This window comes from Chryseobacterium sp. MFBS3-17, from assembly GCF_020687745.1.
Taxonomy (GTDB): Bacteria; Bacteroidota; Bacteroidia; order Flavobacteriales; family Weeksellaceae; genus Marnyiella.
In genome coordinates this window covers 12,352-32,773 of sequence record NZ_JAJEWK010000004.1, presented here as the reverse complement: position 1 = coordinate 32,773, position 20,422 = coordinate 12,352, and the positions used below count along the sequence as shown (strand labels likewise).

The window sequence follows — 20,422 nt, the reverse complement described above, 5'->3', positions numbered from 1 at the left end:
TGCTGTAATTCTGACAACGGCTTGTTAAGGAATTTCATCTGCCATCAATTGCGTAAAATTTTGCGTTATTTTTGATAAATTTTTAAAGCAAGCAGTATGTTTTCCACTGAGACTTCATAATGATAACCCGCTTTACCTGTTTCATTCAGAAGGGCAAACCGGATGCTGCTGCCGGTATTTTTCTTGTCATGGCTCATCAGCAATAATAATTTTTCAAAATAAGACGAATCAACAGGGATAGTCGGGTAAAATCTGCGCAGTTCAGTAATAATATTATTTGCCTCCGTTTCAGAAATAAAATCTTCCAGATAAGAAATCCAGGTTTCACATATCATTCCTGCCGCAACAGCTTCACCATGCGGTAGGGGAGTTCCCAGTTGTAAGAACAGACTTTCTATGGCATGACCCACCGTGTGGCCGAAGTTCAAGGTTTTACGGATATGGGTTTCATGATAGTCCTCATCCACAATTCGCTGTTTGATGTTCATGGATTTTTCAATATGCGCAATGACCGCTTCCGGACTAAGTTGTGTGATGGAGGTCAGTTCCTGCCAGTGCTTCTTGTCGGCAATCAGTCCGTGTTTCAGCATTTCTGCAAAGCCGCTGCGCAATTCGGTAGAGGGAAGGGTTTTCAGAAATTCGGGATACACGAAAATGTGTGCAGGCAGGCAGAACGTTCCGGCCAGATTTTTAATAAAGCGATGATCGATACCGGTTTTTCCGCCAATGGACGCATCACACATTCCCAATAAGGTGGTGGGAATGTTGATGAATCTGATGCCTCTTTTATACGTGGAAGCTACAAACCCGCCCAAATCTGTAATGACTCCGCCGCCCAGATTGATGAGCACCGAACTGCGGTCTGTCTCAAATTCGGCCAGAATTTCCCACAATTGTACAGCTGTTTCTATGGTTTTCATTTCCTCACCGGCTTCAATTTCTATTATTTCAAACGGTACGGTAGTTTCAAGGTTACCCAGAAGGGTCGGCAGGCAGTGTTCATGGGTGTTTTCATCTACCAGAATCAGCAGCCTTCCGGGATTGAGCTGGTCTATAAAATCGTTGAGTTGTGAAAAACCGGAGTCCAGAAATGTAATCATCAGAAATTTTTCGCAAATGTAAGATTTTAGGATGATTAAAGTTGGCTCCCGTACCATACCCTTCCACCCAAAAAAGCATATCTTTGCAAAAATTATTGAATATATGAGTCGCGATAACAGCAATTCCGGAAAACCTAAACGTACAGGAGAGAGGAAGTTTGATAAGCCTCAATATGGTAAAAGCATGCCACGGGTAGGCAAAACCAGAAGAACAGGCAGTGACAGGGTAGAATCCGGACCGGCAAAAGGCGATGAACGTTCGGGAACTCCCAGAGAGGCTAAACTCTATACCAAAGGAGAATTTAAATCTTTTGAGAAAAATCCGGGTGTTAAAAAGAGAGGATCTGCAGATTATCACAAAAAGCCACATGGCCCCAGGGATGAATCTGAAAGAACCCGCTCTTATGTGCAAAAAAGAAAACTTCAGAAAATTTCCAAGGAGGTTCCGCGGGAAACCATCCGCCTTAATAAATATATTGCCAATGCAGGAATCTGCAGTCGCCGCGAAGCAGATGACCTCATTCTGCAAGGTCTGGTAGAGGTAAATGGTAAAGTGGTGACGGAGCTGGGCTACCAGGTTCAAAAAACCGATAAAGTAGTGTTCGACGGGCAGGGGATTACCCCTGAAAAGCCGGTCTATGTGCTGCTGAATAAGCCCAAAGGCTATATTTCGACCACCAAAGACGAACGGGCCCGTAAAACAGTAATGGATCTTGTGGCAAACGCATCGCCATACCGCGTGTTCCCGATCGGACGACTGGACCGTTCAACCACCGGTGTGATTTTGCTTACCAATGACGGCCATCTTACAAAAAAGCTGACGCATCCGTCATTTTCATCCAAAACCATTTATCATGTCACACTGGACCGAAAGCTTGACCGCAATGACCTGAACGCCATCACAGAGGGAATCCGTCTGGAAGAAGGCGTAGCGGTGGTAGATAAAATATCTTATATAGAAGGAAGTCCGAAAAATGAAGTGGGCATAGAGATCTCCCTGAACTGGAACCGTGTGGTACGCAGAATCTTTACCCGTCTGGGATATGAAGTGGAAGCACTGGACAGGGTAATGTTTGCCGGACTGACCAAGAAAAACATCAAACGCGGACACTGGCGGATCCTCACCGACCTGGAAGTTAACAACCTGAAAATGCTTTAAGTTTATTTACAACCCATAAAAAAAGCAACCCGGCTGGGGTTGCTTTTACCTTTACTGCCATTCCTTAGCCCAGAACCGTTACCGAATTCTGAATCATTTCATATATGGCATCCCTTCCGTTGTCGGGCTTTACATTGACCGCCTTGGTGCCGTTAAAGTGAAGGCACGTAATATAACCTTTCTGTACCGCATCATGACAGGTAGCTTTCACGCAATAATCCAGTGCGAGTCCCACAATTTCCACCAGTTGGATTTCATGGTATTTTAAAAAATCATCCAGACCGGTCTGCATAAAATGGTTGTTGTCCTGAAACGCACTGTAGCTGTCGAAATCCGCATTTTTGCCTTTTTGTACAATATGAGTCACTTTGCTTTGATTCAGATCTTTGTGAAATTCGGCTCCATAAGTTCCCTGCACACAGTGGTCCGGCCACATAAACTGAGGGATGCCGTTCAGGGTAATGGTTTCTCCCACTTTTTTACCGTTATTAGATGCAAAACTTTTGTGATCTGCAGGATGCCAGTCCTGGCTCAGAATGATCTGGTCGTACTCATTTTCTTCCATCAGCAGATTGATATAGGGAATAATGGAATTGGCTTCTGGTACGGCCAGTGCACCGCCTTCGCAAAAGTCATTTTGAACATCAATAATAATAAGCGCTTTTTTCATGCTTTAAATATAAATAAAATAAAAACACCTGTATGGAAATATCAGGTTTAAACTGTAACTTTACAGAGATAAAAATTCAAAATTCCAGCCAAAACAGCAACCATGCCAAATCGTCCTGATTATGAAAACAACAGACCTCAAAAAATTTCCTATCGGTGAATATGAGTCGCCTTCTGAAGTGACTGATACTGATCTGGATGACCATATCCTGGTTTTGAAACAATTTCCCGGCAAATTGAAAAATCTTGTAGCAGACTGGGATGATGACCGGCTGGATACCCAGTACCGGGATGGTGGCTGGACGGTGCGGCAACTGGTTAATCATCTGGCCGATAGTCATATGAACAGTTTTATACGGTTTAAACTGGCACTTACGGAAGATAATCCCACGGTAAAAACTTATAATGAAGTCGCATGGGCTGAATTGCAGGACAGTTTTACCATTGAAATCAAGCCCGCCCTCCAGATTCTCCGCGGACTTCATAAAAGGTGGGTGCATGAATTAAAATCACTGACCAATAAAGAGTTTGAAAGTACATTTTTTCACCCGGAACTGAACCGCAACGTGACCCTGAGGGAGAGTCTTGCATTTTACGCATGGCACTGTAATCATCATCTGGCGCACCTGCAATCATTAAAAAAGGAAAGGAACTGGTAAATGCTGAAAAGTCTTCACAGAGAAAGTGATTACCGGGAGATTTTACAGCGGCTCTCCGGACTGGAGGAAAAGTCCACGCCCCGCTGGGGAAAGATGAACGCTGCCTGCATGCTGGAGCATTGCATGCGGGTACTGCAGATTCCACTGGGAAAAGTGCTGTTGCCGGAAACTTCCGGATTTGTACGCTGGATCGGGATGCTGACCCGGACAGAAATGCGGCTGTTCAATAATGGCATTCCGCGAAATATGCCCACCTATAAGGTGCTGAAAGTGGAATGTGAAGTAGATTTTGATGAAGCGATGAAGAATTTACTGCGGGCACTAGGCACCTATCAGGAATTAGTCCGGAACAATGAACTGCCGGCTACACATCAGCTTTTCGGGAGCATGGAACCTGAAGATTGGGGATTCATGGAATATAAACATATCAATCATCATTTAAAACAATTTGGATTATGAGCTTTTTTAAGAATATTTTTGGCGGTGGCACTCAGGATAATTCCGGCGCGGCAGATTTCTGGAAACCACTGCATACGGAAGACATGCTGGATGAGGCTGTCAAAAAATCATTTGAGCGCAAAGTGGTTATTTTCAAACATTCTACCCGCTGTCATATCAGTAAAACTGTACTCCGGAATTTTGAGAAGGCGACAGAGGCCAAAGAAAAACAGGCGGAGTATTATTTTCTGGATTTATTACAACACAGGGATTTATCCAACCGTATTTCGGAAATATTTGAGGTTCAGCACCAAAGCCCTCAGGTATTGGTGATTGAATCTGGCAAAGTGATCCATGATGCTTCTCATCACAGTATTTCTGCAGAAAAAATTTAGATAATTCAAAAAATATTCTTAATATTGCACCATCAAAACGGGGGATTGGCGCAGTTGGCTAGCGCGTTTGACTGGCAGTCAAAAGGTCACGGGTTCGAATCCCGTATTCTCCACTTCAAATCGCTTGCTCCGGCAGGCGATTTTTTATTTTGTGAAACTTCAACTTTGCCAAAGTTTGCACCGCTTTATTTAAACTTTGGCAAAGTTTTCCCAAGAACCATATTTTTCCAAAAGATAAAATGTACCACGGTTCCGTGTGCTCAAACCATCATTTCCGGTGCAGGCAACGTACCTTTGCACCATTAAATTAATGATGATGGTTAATGAAATTAATAAAATACTGGTCCCGCTGGATTTCTCACGAAATCAGGACCGCTTCCTTAAAATAGTCGCCGATGTGGCACTCAGACACCATGCGAAAATTCATTTTCTTCATGTGGTGAAATCTGGTCTGCTGGGCACCGGCAGCGCCTTTTCGGGTAAATTTTACTACCATGGAAAGGCACTTCTGGACAATTCACGCTCGCAACTGAACCGAACACGAAAAAAATTTGAAAGTTTATATAAAATTCCGGTAGAAACGGCTACTGCAGTAGGTTCGGTGGCCGCTTGTATTGCGGATTATGCCGCAGAACACTGCATGAGTCTCATTATTTTGGGAGTGCGTTATCCCGGCAAAAGACCAGGTTTTGTGAGTTCCAATTCTTACGAAATTATCAGCAGCAGTATAGTGCCGGTACTCAGTGTGCCGTCAGTATGTACCCGTTCAGATTTTTCAGAAGTTTTGTATCCCGTACGACATACAGAAGGGGTGATGGCCAAACTGGATCCGGTGCTGCCTATTGCTCTGAAGAATGATTCCGAAATTCGGTTGCAGGGCATTGCTTCAGAAAAGAAGCAAGCGGCTTTATCGGCAGTTACGCAGACGGTCAGTGCTCTGCAGGATAAACTGAGGGAAGAGAAACTGAAATGCCATGTGGGCGAGATTGTTTTTTCTGAGAATCCCGAAGAGGAAATTCTGAAACAAAGTGAGCAGTGTGATGCTGATTTACTGGCAGTAAATGTGACCACAGAAAAACCGCTTACCAAAATATTCAAGAATAATTTTACCGAAAATATCATCTATAAATCAAAAATACCTGTTTTGTTCTGCCGGAAGCCGAAAACAGTTACGGCGCTGGAGCAATATACAGAGATGCCTTATCCGGTTTTTCCGGTATAAAAAATAAAGAAATATGCAAATAATCAGATTTTCAGATCAGCAACTGCCGCAATCTTTTCAGAATGAAATCACAGAATTTCTCTTTGAACATCTGCAGGAGTTTGGTGATCCTGCAGAAGATATACAACTGGCACTGGATTATGCCGGACAAAAAAATGGTGGAAAGGGCGGACACGTTCTGGTCGCCAAGGAGAATAATGAAATTCTGGGTGCTGTAGTGGTAAACAAAACCGGAATGAAGCGGTATATACCGGAGAATATTCTGGTGTATATTGCCACTCATTCCGGGTACAGAGGCAAAGGAATAGGCGGGAAACTGATGCAGGAAGCAATCCATGCTTGTGAGGGCGATATTGCTTTGCATTGCGAACCGGACAACCCGGCCAGACAACTTTACGAAAAACTGGGCTTTACTTCCAAGTATCTGGAGATGCGCCTAACAAAAAACAACAATGTCGATAGTAACACTGAACACGAAAAAGCTCAGGGAGAATTTCATATTTCTTAACCGTCTTTTTCAACAGAAAAATATAGAATGGAGTATCGTAACCAAAGTATTGTGTGGAGATGAAACCTTTCTGAATGAGGTTTTATCTTTACCTATCAACGAATTCTGTGATTCCAGAATATCTAATCTCCGTAAAATTAAGGAACTTAATCCTCATGCTCAGACGGTGTACATAAAGCCCGTTCCGCTTACTTCTGCTGATGAGATATTGCAGTATGCTGATGTGAGTTTCAATACGGAAGCCGAAACACTGGCATTATTGTCTGAAAAAGCAGTACAGGCAGGAAAAGTTCATAAAATTGTCATCATGATAGAGATGGGCGAACTCCGTGAAGGCGTTGTGCGGAGCAGATTGCTTGATTTTTTCAATAAAATAGACGGGTTGCCCCATATTGAGGTGGTAGGCATCGGGACAAATCTTACCTGTATGAACGGGGTGCTGCCGGATTACGAAAAAATGCGCGAACTGAAAGAGTGTAAGGATGAGATTGAAGCCAACTTCGGTGTGAAAATCCCCTATATTTCGGGGGGAGCGTCTGTGGCAGTTCCATTGATTATAGACAATAAAATGCCTCCCTATATCAACCATTTCAGGGTGGGCGAGACCCTGTTTTTCGGGACCAATGTCTATGATGATTCCCTGATCGGAGAAATGCATCAGGATGTGTTTACCCTACACGCAGAAATCATTGAAATTAAAACAAAACCCAATATTCCTGAAGGTACTTTGGGCAGTAATCTCAGCGGCGAACAAAAGGATTTTACGGAACAGCAGCGTCGCGAGAAAACCACGCGTGCCATTGTGGATGTAGGGCTGCTGGATTTGTCGCCGTCCAATATCCGGGCAAAGGATGAAAATCTGAAAATTGCAGGCAGCAGCAGTGATATGATGGTGCTGGATCTGGATGCATCAGACTGTGAATATCAGGTGGGCGATTTCATTCCGTTTCGCATCAATTATATGGCGCTTCTCCGCCTTATGAGTTCTGATTATGTGGAAAAACAACTGGATACAAGTGGTTGTGAATTGCCTGTGCAGAAAAGTATACCGCACAATCTGCTGCACTGATTCAGGAGTAATCACTTATCTTTGTCTTCAGATTGATTAGGGATGAACAATGAACTACCGGTGAAATATACACTCCGCACCATTCAGAAAGATGGGGGAGATATGATGGATTTCAGTATGTATTCATTCGCACATTTTTTAAAAAATGCAGGACATCTTTTAAAATCGCATCGTCATGATTTTTACAGTTTCATTCTGTGTCTGGGGGGCTCGGGATCACATATTATCGATTTTGAGGAGTATGAAATTTTGCCCAACAGGCTTTTCTTCATCAACTACGACCAGATTCATACCTGGAAACTGAATGATGATATCAAAGGTTACATTCTTCTCTTTACCAAATCTTTCTACAACCTTATTTTCACCGGAAACGATCTGGTGAAAAGTGATACAGCGGTGGAAAACCTGCCCGTTTTTGTGGATATTCCTGAAGATGAACTGCCTTTCTGGCTCCATACCTTTGAAAATATCAAACTGGAATTTAAAAAAGAAGGTGCGGTGACAGATGAAATCATTTGCCTCTTACTCAAATCATGTGTGCTGAAGATGGATTCTCTATCAGACCGCAATCAGTCGGACTTCGTGACGCCGGATTACCGGGAAACACTGGTTATTGAGTTTAAAAAGCGGGTGAATAAAAATTTCAGAGAATGGAAATCCACCCGGGATTATGCTCAACTACTGTCTGTTACGCCCAATTACCTCAATATTCTCGTGAAGGAATTTACTGGCAAGCCGGCTGGTGAAATCATCAGACAACGCGTCATTCTGGAAGCCAAAAGACTGCTGTCTCACACAGATTTATCGGTACGGCAGATTTCTCTGGAACTGGGGTTTACAGATAATTCCCATTTTGGCAAATACTTTAAAAAAGCCGCAGGAATTACTCCGGATAATTTTCGCAAGAGTTCTTATGGTGGATAATAGTGAAGTGAACCTGGTTTTTGAACTGAAAATATGAACTGGTCAGGAATTAGCAGAAATCCAGCCTGCATTTTTTTTGCAACAAGAGTTTGGCCGGATTATCGTACCTTTAGGTAAAATGAATCCGATGAAGATATTGCTGAAAACCTTTTACCTGTATGAAGTACAGATTGCGCAGACCAAACTGGAATCGCGCGGTATACCATCGTACATCCGGAATGAGTTCGTCAACCATGTGGCCGTGATGCCTGTGGCAGAAAATTATATGCTGATGGTGAATGAAGCTGATTTTGAAAGCGCTGCAGAAATTTTGCGCGAAGTGAATGATGAACGCGAAGAAGAGGAAAGTGACTGACCTGTTCACGCTTTGAATCACGCCTTATTTTTTCGTATTTTTACCGAAAATTTTCAGAAAATGATCAACTGGACTACCGTAAAAGAATACGAAGATATTACCTACCAGAAATCCGGCGGAGTGGCCAGGATTGCAATCAACAGACCCGAGGTGCGCAATGCCTTCCGTCCCCATACCACCTCCGAACTTTACGATGCCTTCTACCATGTCTCGGAAGATCCGTCGGTAGGGGTCGTGCTGCTCACGGGAGAAGGTCCCAGTCCGAAAGACGGCGGTCATGCATTCTGTAGCGGGGGCGATCAGAAAGCACGCGGCCACAAGGGTTATGTAGGCCAGGACGGTCGCCACAGACTCAATATCCTGGAGGTTCAGCGACTCATCCGTTTCATGCCAAAAGTGGTCATTGCCGTAGTAAATGGCTGGGCTGTAGGCGGCGGACATTCACTGCACGTGGTGTGTGACCTTACGCTGGCCAGTGAAGAGCATGCTATTTTCAAGCAAACAGACGCAGATGTCACCAGCTTTGACGGTGGCTACGGTTCGGCGTATCTGGCCAAAATGGTAGGTCAGAAGAAAGCACGCGAAATATTTTTCCTCGGAAGAAATTATTCCGCACGGGAGGCCGAGGCTATGGGAATGGTCAATGCGGTAATTCCACATGCTATGCTGGAAGATACAGCGTACCAGTGGGCACAGGAAATCCTGGCCAAATCACCTACTTCCATCAGAATGCTGAAGTTTGCCATGAACCTTACGGACGACGGCATGGTGGGGCAGCAGGTTTTTGCGGGCGAAGCCACCAGACTGGCTTATATGACCGATGAAGCTAAGGAAGGACGCAACGCCTTCCTCGAAAAAAGAAAGCCCGATTTCGGAGAAAATCAGTGGATATCTTAACGTTTAATCAAAAATAAATTCCCGTAAAACGGAGCAGACTGGCAAAACGCCGTTCGCTTGTTTTAAATTCCTGTAGCCCATGACCGAATTTCAGAATGCGCAGCTCCATATGACAGCGCTGCCGGATTATGAATCAGTTTCGCTGGAACCTGTTTCCGGCCGGTACCGGACCGTCATTTACTTTAATTTTGCGGTGTTCTGGTTCATCTTGTGGTCCGGATTTATGACCGGATTGTACTTTTTACCGGCAGAATGGATACCGTGGGCGTATGGCGGGGGTGTATTTTTATTGGTAATGATGATTTTGTCCGGATTAATTACCGTAAGGGAATTCAAGTACCGCAAATATGCCGTACGTGAAAGGGATCTTATTTATCGCCGGGGGCTGGTTCGCGAAATAACATCAATAGTCCCTTTCAACAGAATACAGCATATTACGCTGCTGGAAGGATGGCTCTCCCGGACACTGAAACTCAAAACACTGGTGATATATACTGCAGGCGGTAGTGCAGCAATGCTCCGGGTTCCGGGGTTGCCGGCAGAAGTTGCAGAAAGGATAAAAGGCCTGATTATGGAGAAGATTGAGAACGAAACCGCAACAGCAGTTTCTTTAAATACGCCGGATGAAGATTGATTTTTCTTTGCCACAACGACAGTCCCTCTTGGGTGTGGGAATTCTTTTCCTGTATCTGATGGGCAAGTTTCTGAAGAATTTCTGGTTTGTTTTTGTCATTATTTTTACCCGGGAGAATACATTACAGCGCCAGCTTTTCATTGGCGGATGCATACTCCTGCTGATGGTGGGTGCCGCTGTTATCGCCTTTATACAATACCGGAATTTTACTTATCATCTGAATCCGGAAACCGGTGAATTTGTTATTGAAAAGGCCATTGTCAATAAGTCCATTACCGTGATAGAACGTCATAAAATTCAGGAAGTGACCCTTAATCAGCCTTTTTTTCATAAAATTCTGGGCATCTATCAGGTAGAGATAGATTCGCCGGGCACCGATAAAAAAGAATTGAGAATCAATGCAGTGGCAGCGGGGACCGCAAAACAATTGCGGGAAGCCCTCATGGCAGGAAAAACTGACAAACCGATTCCGGAAATGGCTGCCGCGGATAGTGAAGCCCCTGTGCAGACAAAAGAACAGTTCCGGATTTCCGTGGTCTCCCTGATAAAATGGGGATTTACCTCAGATTACATTTACAGCATTTTTGCGCTTATCGGAGTGATTTTTTACCTCTATGATAAACTGTCAGAGTATTTTATGACCGGCATGCCGCCCTGGATGAATGATCAGTTGCTGCAGGATTATATTCTGTGGTCCAATATACTCATCGTTGCAGGGGTGTTTCTGTTTTTGGTCACTGCAGTGTTCATCAATGCGGTCAGGAAAATCATCAGGTTCTGGGATGCACGGATTTCAATGGTTAATGAGCGGATGAAAGTGTCTTATGGCCTCTTCAATAGCCGTGAAACAATGGTGAATCCGGAGAAAGTTCAGATTTTCTGTGTGACGCAGAATCCTTTGCAAAAGAAAATGGACGTGCTGAGCCTGAAGATTACTCAAATTGGCGAGGATGAAGATGAAGAAAAAACCAGCACCATAGTTCCGGCATGCAATAGCAAGGAAAAAGATGTGCTGCAAAAATTTCTGTTCGGCGGAGAAGTTGTTTTTCAGGAGGCGGTAAAGCCGGTAAAGCGCAGATTATTTTATGTTTTGGCCATCTGGGCAATTCTGGTTCCGCTCTGCATACTGCCGTTTTTGTATTTCCTGGAATTTCCCATGTATTTTAGCATTATCATCAGTATATTTGTGAGCCCTTTAATTGTGCTAAAATACCGTAACAGTACATTGTTTTTCGGTGAAAATTACATCAGAGAGCGATCCGGAATCTGGGATGTGGACGAAAGAATGGCTCGGGTAGAGGATGCCCAGATGGTGGAAGTTTCGCAGTTTTTCTGGCAAAGAAAGCGAAATACCGGAGCTGTGACGGTCTACACTGCGGGCGGTAGTCTGGGCATGGAATCGGCACCACTGTGTACTTTGAAAAGATGGACCAATTACATCATCTTTAAAGCGGAAAATAAAAATTGGAATGTTTAATGAAAGAAATGTAAAATCATTTCTGAGATCAAAAATATATGACAGACTGGATACAAGCCGCAAGGCTGCGCACGTTACCGCTTTCTATGAGCGGCATTATTATGGGAAGTTTTATTGCCCGCTGGAGACTCACCGAAGACGGAGGCTTCTGGGACTGGAAGATTTTTGCCCTGGCCATTCTGGTCACGCTGCTGTATCAGATTCTCTCTAACTTTGCCAATGATTATGGTGATGGGGTGAAGGGTACAGATACTAACCGGCTGGGAGAAGCTGAAATGCGTGCGGTAGCTGCCGGCCGCATTACTGCCGCACAGATGAAAAATGCGGTAATATTGTTTTCAATTCTTGCTTTGGCGGCCACACTGGCACTGTTGTATTTTGCGTTTTTCAGAGATCATCTCATGAGCGAATTTTATATCTTTACGGCACTGGGTATTGCCTGTATTCTGGCAGCTATAGGCTATACCGTGGGTAAAAAACCCTACGGGTATATGGGGCTGGGAGATGTTTTTGTATTTGTTTTCTTCGGTCTGGTTTCGGTATGCGGAAGTTATTTTCTCTTTACCAAAACTTTCCACTGGGATATTTTACTGCCGGCAACAGCCATTGGTATGATGAGCGCAGCAGTGCTGAATCTCAACAATATGCGGGATATAGAAAGCGATGCAGCCAGCGGCAAAAAAACACTGGCCCTGAGGCTGGGATTCACCTACGCCATGGTCTATCAGATGGTGCTGCTGCAATTGCCAATTCTACTGATTTTGGTTTTTTTAATGATGAACAAATTTCATGAAACCGGAAATTACTATGCGTTTATCGTGATGATTCTGATATTCCCGATGGCTGCGATGAGAAGAAGAATTCTGCAGACCAAAGATCCCCGGGAACTGGATCCTTATCTGAAGCAAATCGGGATTTTCACCCTCACCATGTCGGTAATGCTGGCGGTAGGACTCAATTATTTTTAACCGGCATAATTGTGTAATTTAGCATCATCAATCATCAATAAATCTACAAAATCAACCGTATATGAAGATTAAATTTCTGGGGCAGAATTGCTTTCTGTTCAGCTACAAGGGTAAGAATATTTTAAGTGATCCTTTTTATAATTTTCAGAAAGAGCAGAGTGGTTTTGATCTTTCCGCACAAAGTATTGACTATATCCTGATTACCCACGCACACGGTGACCATACGGCAGATGTGCGCGAGGTGCTTCAAAATCATCCGCATGCTCAGATCATTGGTCAGCCGGAGATTTGCGAGTATTTCGGGCATGAAAATTCCATCGATATCAACTTCGGCGGTTCTGCCAAAATAGAAGATCTGAAAATCTCTATGGTTCCCGCATCTCATACGTCCAGTTTTCCGGATGGTACCTATGGTGGTCAGCCTTGCGGATATATCTTCAGACTGCCCGGCAAGAACCTCTATTTCGCGGGGGATACCGGTGTGATGGCAGATATGGAACTGTTTCCCAGGCTGTACGGAGATATTACAATGGCTGTTTTGCCGGTGGGAGCGCATTATACCATGTGCGCACGAAAAGCATCTTTTGCCGCCGCCGAATTGCTGAAAACCCCGAAAGTAATTGGTTGTCACTTTGATACATTCCCGCCCATCCGCATAGATCACGGAGCTGCAAAAGCGCTCTTTGCCGAAAGGGAAATAGAGCTGGTGTTGCCTGCATTGGGCGAAGTGTTTGATTTTTAAATCAGAAATATCATCGGAGTCTCTATGTGGTTTTGTACTTTTGTTTTTCAAGTAATAAAACAATGACGCAAGAAGAAATTTGGAAAGATTATCCGTTGAATTATGAGTATGAAGGTGTTTTCCGGCTTCAGGTATCTAATTTCGGCAATACCCGAACTTTTACGAAATTCCATCCGCAAGGTAAGATCGTAAAAGGCTCGCTGCAGGGCGGGTATCCCATATTGCGGATGAAACTGTTTAAAAAAAGGTCTGCGGCTGATCAGAAAAGAATTCAAACGTTGCAGGAAAAAATAGATGAACTTAATGATCTGATTAAAACTTCGCGCAAAAAAGACCATCAGCTGAGCAATATTGCTGAGTTACGGGAGGAACGGGATTTACTGATACAGAAAAGAAAAAAACTGAACCAGCAAATAGACAAAAAACGCTGTATTCATGTGGCTGTTCTGAAGCATAAAGCGGTGGCTGAACTGTTTCTGGATCCGCCGGCAGATCAGCATAAAGAATTTCTTATTCATAAAGATTTTGACAAAGAAAATAATCACATGAATAATCTGGCGTGGGCTTCACAGGAAGAATTGAATGCGCGTGCCAAGAAGCATCCCAAAAATGTGCTGTATGCTTTTAAAAAGCAATTCATGGATCTGAAACCTACCGCAGGAAATGCAAAACTAAGCGAAGCAGATGTGCTGGCTATCAAAAAAAGGCTGAAAAAAGGGGATACCCTGCGCAAACTGGCCAAACGTTTTCATGTGACAGACATGCAGATTCACCGCATCAAAACCGGTGAGAACTGGGGTCATGTAAAGTTACTGGAAGATTTAATAGAAGAAAAAAAGAAATAAAAAATGGCAAGCGATCTACATCACACCGCTACAACCGTTTACCTTTGCTGCGTTCCCACCCTGGAGGATTCACAGGAGCTGGTTGTGTAGGACTTGCCGATGCAAAGATACGGGTTTAATTTAAAATTCAAAATTCAAACTTAAAAAAAATTAAAATTATAACTAAAACTTATGTTCAGAAACGTTTATACCGTTGGTTTATTGATTTTTGCCGTCATCATGACTGCGTTCTTTATCACGAATATTTTCTTCAGAGATGTAGACTATTATCGCAATTCCATTACCCTCAATGCTTTTTTTGTTCCGCTGGTTTTTGCTCTGGGCGCTTATTTCTCTGTGAGTTCTTATAGCCGGTGGAAGAAATACCTCACCTTCAAAGAGGCATATGGCCGCGCATTTATTCCCATGTTCACAGGCGGCCTGCTTACAGTGGCTTCTATTTTTGTGTACATAACCTATGTGGATACTGATACCAAAGATCTGCTGAACTACCAGTATATAGACAGCTACAAAAGGTCGCTGGAAAAAGAATACAGCGATGCCAGGCAGATGATTAAGCCGGAAAGTGTGGAGATGGATGAGCTGGTTGCCAAATATGAAGAAGCTAAAGTGCGGATTGCAGCCAAAGAATCCAAAAATGAAGATATGTTTACCCTAAAATATTTCGGCTATGTCTTTGCAGGGTATTGTGTGTATTTTTTACTTTTGTCATTGTTTTTCGGGAGCTTCTACAGAACCAGAATTTCTGAAATGCCCGATACCGAACAGACCTCTAACTCCTAAAGAATGATTAACTTGAATACCCTTAACCTTTCCATCATCATACCCCTTCTGAATGAGGAAGAATCTCTGGAAGAACTTTTCGGCAGAATAGAGCGCGTTTGCAGCAGCGAAAATCTTTCTTACGAAATCTGGTTTGTAGATGATGGAAGCACCGATCTTTCCTGGAGTATTATTGAAAATCTGAAGATTGAAAATCCACAGGTGCACGCCATCCGGTTTTCCCGTAATTATGGAAAATCACAAGCCTTACATGCCGCTTTTGCACGGGCAAACGGTGAGGTCATCATCACTATGGATGCGGATCTTCAGGACTTTCCGGAAGAAATCCCGGAACTTTATGCCATGGTAGTGAACGGCGATTATGACATTGTTTCCGGATGGAAAAAGAAGCGTTTTGATAACGTCATGACCAAAAACCTTCCCTCAAAACTCTTTAATTCTGCTGCCCGAAAGGTTTCGGGAGTAGATTTGCATGATTTCAATTGCGGACTGAAAGCGTATAAAAAACAAGTAGTAAAATCCATAGATGTGTACGGGGATATGCACCGCTACATTCCGGTGCTGGCGGCCAATGCCGGCTTCAGGAGAATAACAGAGAAAGAAGTAAAACATCAGGCACGGCCTTACGGGACCTCAAAATTCGGCACCGAGCGGTTCATCCGCGGATTTCTGGATCTGGTGACCCTGTGGTTCGTGAGCCGTTTTGGCGGCAGACCCATGCATTTCTTCGGAGCCGTGGGCACGCTCATGTTCATCATCGGCTTCTTTGCAGCACTGGGATTGGGAATTTCCAAACTGATTGCGGTCTCAAAAGGAGTGTATGGTCATCTCATCACAGATAATCCGTGGTTTTTTATCTCCCTTACCATGATGCTGATGGGAACTTTACTCTTCATAGCCGGTTTCCTGGGAGAAATGATCATCCGCAGTAACCGTGAGCACAAAAATTATACAATTGACGAGATTATTTAATTAACCTTCTAAACTTCTTCCATGAAAAATCTGTTGTACCTGTTTGTATTCCTCACCCTCATTTCCTGCGGGAATATTTCACCAAAAGGAGATATTGAAACCACAGAAGTGGAAGTGGAGGAATTTGTAAACCTGAGCCTGCAGGGCAGTTACCGCGTATTTTATGTACAGAGCGATAAAAATTTCGTGAGTGTGGAAACCTATCCCAATATCTTTAAAAATTTAAATATTAAAGTAAAGGACCGTACTTTGGATATCAGCGAAAAACGCGAAACCGAAGGCGTTGATTTCTATAGTGTAACCGTTTATTCCAGATACAACCCGGAACGGATCACGGTGACGGATTCTGTGGAAATGAATATTTCCAGTGAAATACAGACCGATAATTTCAGGCTTCATTTAAAAAATAATGCTATTTTTATAGGTTCAGTAAAATCCAGGAGAGCTGAAGTGGAACTTTTTGATACCAGCCGTGCCAATTTTAAAGGAAGTACCGGCAAAGCGGTGCTCAAAATTCAGGATACGGCCAATTTTATAGCACCGTACTGGCTGGTAGAGAATATGGATATTGACTCCCGAAACGGCAATTATGCAGAAGTTCAAGTAAAGGATTCCCTAAAAGGTAGCATTAAAAACACTGCAAAATTTCTGTACTATAATGACCCGATCCGGGCTTTCAAAGCAGATAAAACGGCTCTTATAGAAAATAAAATGCTGGATTAGCATGATTATCAGTTTAAAAATTATAAAAGTTAAATCCACAAATAATGGGATTACTTTCAGAAAAATAAACACCTATGACAACATTAGAAAAAGCAAATCTTTGGCTCAGTGACACCTTTGACCAGGAAACCCGGGACGCTGTACAACTCCTTATAGACTCCGGTTCACCCGATCTGGAAGACTCCTTCTACCGCGAACTGGAATTTGGTACCGGCGGCATGCGCGGCATTATGGGCGTGGGAACCAACCGCCTCAACAAATATACGCTGGGACAGGCCACCCAGGGACTGGCCAATTATCTGCATCAGCAGTTTCCGGATCAGACCATTAAAGTTGCCATTGCGTATGACGTAAGAAATAATTCCAGAGAGTTCGGGAAACTGGTTGCAGATGTACTGACGGCCAATGGAATTCGTGTGCTGCTTTTCCGCGAACACCGCCCTACACCTGAACTTTCATTTACCGTACGGGACAAAAAATGCAATGCGGGAATTGTGCTCACCGCCTCCCACAACCCACCGGAATATAACGGATACAAAGTGTACTGGAATGATGGTGCACAAGTGGTTCCGCCGGATGATGAAAATATCATCCGTGAAGTCTATGCCACCCGGTTTGATGAAATCAAATTTGAAGGAAATGATGAACTGATAGAATGGATTGGCGAAGAACAGGATGATGTGTATATAGATGCCTGCATAGAAAATTCCCTGTATCAGAAAGATAAAACTGGCTATGACAATCTGAATATTGTATTTACCTCTATACACGGAACCACCTATACCACAATTCCGAAGGCATTAAAAAAAGCAGGGTTTACCAGGGTAGATCTGGTGCGGGAACAGATGATTCCCAGCGGAAATTTCCCTACGGTGGAATCTCCCAATCCGGAAGAGCCGGCTGCGCTGGAAATGGCCATGGATCTTGCCAGGCTCACCAATGCAGATATTGTAATCGGTACAGACCCGGATGGTGACCGCCTGGGCATTGCCGTACGTAATCTGGATGGAGAAATGCAGTTGCTGAACGGCAACCAGACCAATACCATTCTTACCTACTACATTCTGGATCAGTGGAAGAAGGCCGGTAAAATATCGGGCAAAGAATTCATTGGTTCCACCATTGTGACTTCAGATATTTTCTTTGATATCGCCGAAAAATTCGGGGTGGACTGCAAAGTGGGCCTTACCGGATTCAAGTGGATTGGCAAAATGATCCGCGACTTTGAAGGTCAGGAAAAATTCATTTGCGGTGGCGAAGAGAGCTTTGGTTTTATGACGGGTGATTTTGTAAGAGATAAGGATTCTTGCGGCTCTATTCTGGTGGCCTGCGAACTTGCCGCCTGGTGTAAGGCTAATGGACAGTCAGTGTACCAGTACATGATTGATATTTATAAAGAACTCGGGTTTTATTATGAAGGTCTGGTCAATGTGGTGCGGAAAGGACGGACCGGTGCTGAAGAAATAGCACAGATGATGACGGACTTCCGGGAAAATCCTCCTAAGCAGATTGCAGGTTCGGCAGTAGCAGAACTGAAAGATTTTAAGGAGCAAACCTGCCAGTATGTGCTCACCGGAAAGAAAACGATAATGGATGACATTCCGAAATCGAACGTATTGATTTACTATACCGAAGACGGCACAAAAGTTTGTGTGCGCCCGTCCGGAACCGAGCCCAAGATTAAATTTTATGTATCGGTAAAGGATTCCGTGACCTCTGAAGAGGATTTCAGGGAAAAACTGCCTCTGCTGGAAGCAAAAATTCTGCAGGTAAAAGCAGACCTTAATCTGTAAACCACAGTATCACTGACCTGCTGGCCGGTGCCGGCAATATTAACAATAAACATCATTTTTATGAAAGTCTCAAAATTAGCCGCGAATCTCATTGGTTCAGAAATTATAAAAATCGGAAATCTGGTCAATGATATGAAAAGTCAGGGCGCAGAAATTGCCAATCTTACCATCGGGGATCTGGACGCCAATCTGTACCCGATTCCGGCATTGCTGAAAAGTGAAATTCAGAAAGCTTACCAGCATAACCTTACCAATTATCCTCCGGCCAACGGACTTTTGTCCCTGCGCAAAGCAGTATCATCGGATTTGAAACAGCGCTGGAGTCTGGAATATTCGGCAGATGAAATTCTGATTGCAGGCGGATCCAGACCGTTAATTTACGCAGCTTTTAAGGCCATTGTAGATGAAGGGGACAAGGTGGTTTACCCCACACCTTCCTGGAACAATAATCACTATTCTTACCTTACCCAGGCAGAAAAAATAGAGGTGGAAACGTCGCAGGCCAACAATTTCCTCCCTACGGCGGAAGAGTTGAAACCGCATTTAAAGGATGCAGTGTTGCTGGCAATCTGTTCACCACTCAATCCTACCGGCACGATGTTTACGAAGGAGCAACTCAGCGAAATCTGCAGTCTGGTCATCGAGGAAAACAAGAGCCGGACAGCCGATCAGAAACCACTTTATATTTTGTACGACCAGATTTATGCGTTGCTTACTTTTGGTGAGGCGCATTACAATCCGGTAAGTTTGTTCCCTGAGCTGAAACCCTATACCGTGTACATAGACGGAACATCCAAATGTTTTGCGGCCACGGGACTCCGTGTGGGCTGGAGTTTCGGACCTGCGGAAATTATGGATAAAATGAAAGCACTGCTCGGACATATTGGTGCATGGGCACCCAAGCCGGAACAGCAGGCAGTGTCTGTTTTTCTGAATGAAAGTACTGAAGTGGACCTTTTTGTACAGGACTTCAAAGGGAAAATTGCAGACAGTCTCCAAGTGCTCTACGACGGGATTCAGGAAATGCGTTCCCACGGGCTCTCTGTGAATGCCATTCAGCCCATGGGCGCTATGTATCTGACCATAGAGCTGGATTATCTGGGGAGAACCAAGCCGGATGGCAGTTCTGTAGCAGATTCGTCAGATCTGGTATTTTATCTGATAGAGCATGCCGGCGTGGCACTGGTGCCATTTTCTGCATTTGGTAATTCGCGGAATATGCCGTGGTTCCGTGCTTCGGCAGGCGGTCTGTCCCAAGAAGAAATCAAAAATATGCTTCCAAGGCTGGAAGAAGCACTGAAACAATTAAAATAAGTCAGCACTTAAACCATATCATGAAAGTAATTGCTGTAATACCCGCCAGATATGAAGCCAGCCGTTTTCCCGGGAAACTGATGCAGATGCTGGGAGATAAAACGGTAATCGCCACCACGTATCAGAATGTGATGGATACCGCTCTTTTTGATGATGTTTTTGTGGCCACAGATTCGCAGATTATTTTTGAAGAAATTAAAAAATCCGGCGGAAAGGCCGTCATGACCGGAGCGCATGAAACCGGGAGCGACCGGATTGCCGAAGCAGTGCAGGATCTGGACTGCGATATTGTGGTGAATGTGCAGGGAGACGAACCATTTCTTAAACTCGAGCCTTTGCAGCAATTGATTGCCGTTTTTAATGACGATCCGGAGAGGGAAATTTCACTGGCTTCCTTAAAGATTAAACTCACAGAGCCGGATGATATAGAAAACCCGAATCATGTGAAAGTGATTACAGACCGCAATGGTTTTGCCCTGTATTTCAGCCGGTCGGTGATTCCTTATGCCCGTGAAACTGTTGTGAAGACTAATTATTTTAAGCACATCGGGGTGTATGCTTTCCGGAAAAAAGCTTTGCTGGAATTTGCTGCGCTGCCCGTAGAACCGCTGGAGACGGCAGAGAAAATAGAGTGTCTGCGGTATCTGGAATACGGAATGAAAATAAAAATGATTGAAACCGATTTCGTGGGAGTAGGCATTGATGTACCGGCAGATCTGGAGAAAGCAAGAAGATTAATAGACCGCAACAAATAGGTATTCTCTGAAAAAATAAAT

23 protein-coding genes, 1 tRNA gene and 1 other RNA gene are annotated in these 20,422 nt (G+C 43.9%); 22 read left to right on the top strand and 3 right to left on the bottom strand.

What is annotated here, in order from left to right:
• Window positions 1-65: 65 nt before the first annotated feature.
• Window positions 66-1,100, bottom strand: a complete 1,035-nt coding sequence (gene aroB, locus LKO26_RS02440; protein ID WP_227586246.1) for a 3-dehydroquinate synthase — start codon at window positions 1,098-1,100, stop codon at window positions 66-68.
• 103 nt (window positions 1,101-1,203) lie between these two features.
• Here aroB and LKO26_RS02435 point away from each other — a divergent pair, with 103 nt between their 5' ends.
• A complete protein-coding gene (locus LKO26_RS02435) occupies window positions 1,204-2,259 on the top strand; it encodes a pseudouridine synthase (RefSeq protein ID WP_227586245.1) in 1,056 nt (351 codons plus the stop codon).
• A 64-nt stretch (window positions 2,260-2,323) separates the two neighbouring features.
• On the opposite strand, the gene pncA is transcribed toward LKO26_RS02435, so the two are convergent.
• Window positions 2,324-2,929: a bifunctional nicotinamidase/pyrazinamidase gene (gene pncA, locus LKO26_RS02430; protein ID WP_227586244.1), complete on the bottom strand. Its 606-nt coding sequence runs from the start codon at window positions 2,927-2,929 to the stop codon at window positions 2,324-2,326.
• A 121-nt stretch (window positions 2,930-3,050) separates the two neighbouring features.
• Between pncA and LKO26_RS02425 the strand changes: the two genes are divergently transcribed.
• The 15 genes from LKO26_RS02425 (at window position 3,051) to LKO26_RS02355 (ending at window position 14,061) form a co-directional block, all read left to right on the top strand.
• Window positions 3,051-3,587, top strand: a complete 537-nt coding sequence (locus LKO26_RS02425; RefSeq protein ID WP_227586243.1) for a YfiT family bacillithiol transferase — start codon at window positions 3,051-3,053, stop codon at window positions 3,585-3,587.
• Window positions 3,588-4,046: a DUF1569 domain-containing protein gene (locus LKO26_RS02420; RefSeq protein ID WP_227586242.1), complete on the top strand. Its 459-nt coding sequence runs from the start codon at window positions 3,588-3,590 to the stop codon at window positions 4,044-4,046.
• On the top strand, window positions 4,043-4,420 hold the full coding sequence (gene ytxJ / locus LKO26_RS02415; RefSeq protein WP_227586241.1) for a bacillithiol system redox-active protein YtxJ: 378 nt from the start codon (window positions 4,043-4,045) through the stop codon (window positions 4,418-4,420). The genes LKO26_RS02420 and ytxJ overlap by 4 nt, the downstream gene beginning before the upstream one ends.
• Window positions 4,421-4,459: 39 nt before the next feature.
• Window positions 4,460-4,533, top strand: a tRNA-Ala gene (locus LKO26_RS02410).
• A 197-nt stretch (window positions 4,534-4,730) separates the two neighbouring features.
• Complete coding sequence (locus LKO26_RS02405) at window positions 4,731-5,642, top strand: universal stress protein (protein ID WP_227586240.1); 912 nt, start codon at window positions 4,731-4,733, stop codon at window positions 5,640-5,642.
• A 13-nt stretch (window positions 5,643-5,655) separates the two neighbouring features.
• Complete coding sequence (locus tag LKO26_RS02400) at window positions 5,656-6,150, top strand: GNAT family N-acetyltransferase (protein WP_227586239.1); 495 nt, start codon at window positions 5,656-5,658, stop codon at window positions 6,148-6,150.
• A complete protein-coding gene (locus tag LKO26_RS02395; RefSeq protein ID WP_227586237.1) occupies window positions 6,095-7,219 on the top strand; it encodes an alanine racemase in 1,125 nt (374 codons plus the stop codon). The genes LKO26_RS02400 and LKO26_RS02395 overlap by 56 nt, the downstream gene beginning before the upstream one ends.
• 42 nt (window positions 7,220-7,261) lie before the next feature.
• Complete coding sequence (locus LKO26_RS02390; protein WP_227586236.1) at window positions 7,262-8,143, top strand: helix-turn-helix domain-containing protein; 882 nt, start codon at window positions 7,262-7,264, stop codon at window positions 8,141-8,143.
• 127 nt (window positions 8,144-8,270) lie between these two features.
• Window positions 8,271-8,498 (top strand): DUF2007 domain-containing protein, encoded by a 228-nt coding sequence (locus LKO26_RS02385; RefSeq protein ID WP_227586234.1) that lies wholly within the window; start codon window positions 8,271-8,273, stop codon window positions 8,496-8,498.
• A 60-nt stretch (window positions 8,499-8,558) separates the two neighbouring features.
• Window positions 8,559-9,395, top strand: a complete 837-nt coding sequence (locus tag LKO26_RS02380) for a 1,4-dihydroxy-2-naphthoyl-CoA synthase (protein WP_227586233.1) — start codon at window positions 8,559-8,561, stop codon at window positions 9,393-9,395.
• A gap of 79 nt (window positions 9,396-9,474) precedes the next feature.
• Window positions 9,475-10,029 (top strand): PH domain-containing protein, encoded by a 555-nt coding sequence (locus LKO26_RS02375; RefSeq protein WP_227586232.1) that lies wholly within the window; start codon window positions 9,475-9,477, stop codon window positions 10,027-10,029.
• The gene (locus LKO26_RS02370) at window positions 10,019-11,506 is read left to right on the top strand and encodes a PH domain-containing protein (RefSeq protein ID WP_227586231.1); all 1,488 of its coding nucleotides are present in this window, start codon (window positions 10,019-10,021) and stop codon (window positions 11,504-11,506) included. The genes LKO26_RS02375 and LKO26_RS02370 overlap by 11 nt, the downstream gene beginning before the upstream one ends.
• 38 nt (window positions 11,507-11,544) lie before the next feature.
• On the top strand, window positions 11,545-12,474 hold the full coding sequence (gene menA, locus LKO26_RS02365) for a 1,4-dihydroxy-2-naphthoate octaprenyltransferase (RefSeq protein ID WP_227586230.1): 930 nt from the start codon (window positions 11,545-11,547) through the stop codon (window positions 12,472-12,474).
• A 61-nt stretch (window positions 12,475-12,535) separates the two neighbouring features.
• Window positions 12,536-13,216, top strand: coding sequence for a metal-dependent hydrolase (locus tag LKO26_RS02360; RefSeq protein ID WP_227586229.1), 681 nt, complete (start codon window positions 12,536-12,538; stop codon window positions 13,214-13,216).
• Between the two features lie 62 nt (window positions 13,217-13,278).
• On the top strand, window positions 13,279-14,061 hold the full coding sequence (locus LKO26_RS02355) for an NUMOD4 domain-containing protein (RefSeq protein WP_227586227.1): 783 nt from the start codon (window positions 13,279-13,281) through the stop codon (window positions 14,059-14,061).
• 1 nt (window position 14,062) lies between these two features.
• Here LKO26_RS02355 and ffs read toward each other — a convergent pair.
• An RNA gene (gene ffs, locus LKO26_RS02350) (signal recognition particle sRNA small type) lies at window positions 14,063-14,160 on the bottom strand.
• 72 nt (window positions 14,161-14,232) lie between these two features.
• Here ffs and LKO26_RS02345 point away from each other — a divergent pair.
• The 6 genes from LKO26_RS02345 (at window position 14,233) to kdsB (ending at window position 20,401) form a co-directional block, all read left to right on the top strand.
• Complete coding sequence (locus LKO26_RS02345) at window positions 14,233-14,844, top strand: DUF4199 domain-containing protein (RefSeq protein WP_227586226.1); 612 nt, start codon at window positions 14,233-14,235, stop codon at window positions 14,842-14,844.
• A 3-nt stretch (window positions 14,845-14,847) separates the two neighbouring features.
• Entirely contained in the window at window positions 14,848-15,816 is a 969-nt protein-coding gene (locus tag LKO26_RS02340) for a glycosyltransferase family 2 protein (RefSeq protein ID WP_227586225.1), read from the top strand.
• A gap of 21 nt (window positions 15,817-15,837) precedes the next feature.
• The gene (locus LKO26_RS02335) at window positions 15,838-16,539 is read left to right on the top strand and encodes a GIN domain-containing protein (RefSeq protein WP_227586224.1); all 702 of its coding nucleotides are present in this window, start codon (window positions 15,838-15,840) and stop codon (window positions 16,537-16,539) included.
• Window positions 16,540-16,613: 74 nt separating this feature from the next.
• Window positions 16,614-18,332, top strand: coding sequence for a phospho-sugar mutase (locus LKO26_RS02330; RefSeq protein WP_227586223.1), 1,719 nt, complete (start codon window positions 16,614-16,616; stop codon window positions 18,330-18,332).
• A 60-nt stretch (window positions 18,333-18,392) separates the two neighbouring features.
• A complete protein-coding gene (locus LKO26_RS02325; RefSeq protein WP_227586222.1) occupies window positions 18,393-19,646 on the top strand; it encodes a pyridoxal phosphate-dependent aminotransferase in 1,254 nt (417 codons plus the stop codon).
• Window positions 19,647-19,666: 20 nt separating this feature from the next.
• Complete coding sequence (kdsB, locus tag LKO26_RS02320; RefSeq protein WP_227586220.1) at window positions 19,667-20,401, top strand: 3-deoxy-manno-octulosonate cytidylyltransferase; 735 nt, start codon at window positions 19,667-19,669, stop codon at window positions 20,399-20,401.
• The last annotated feature ends 21 nt before the right edge of the window (window positions 20,402-20,422 follow it).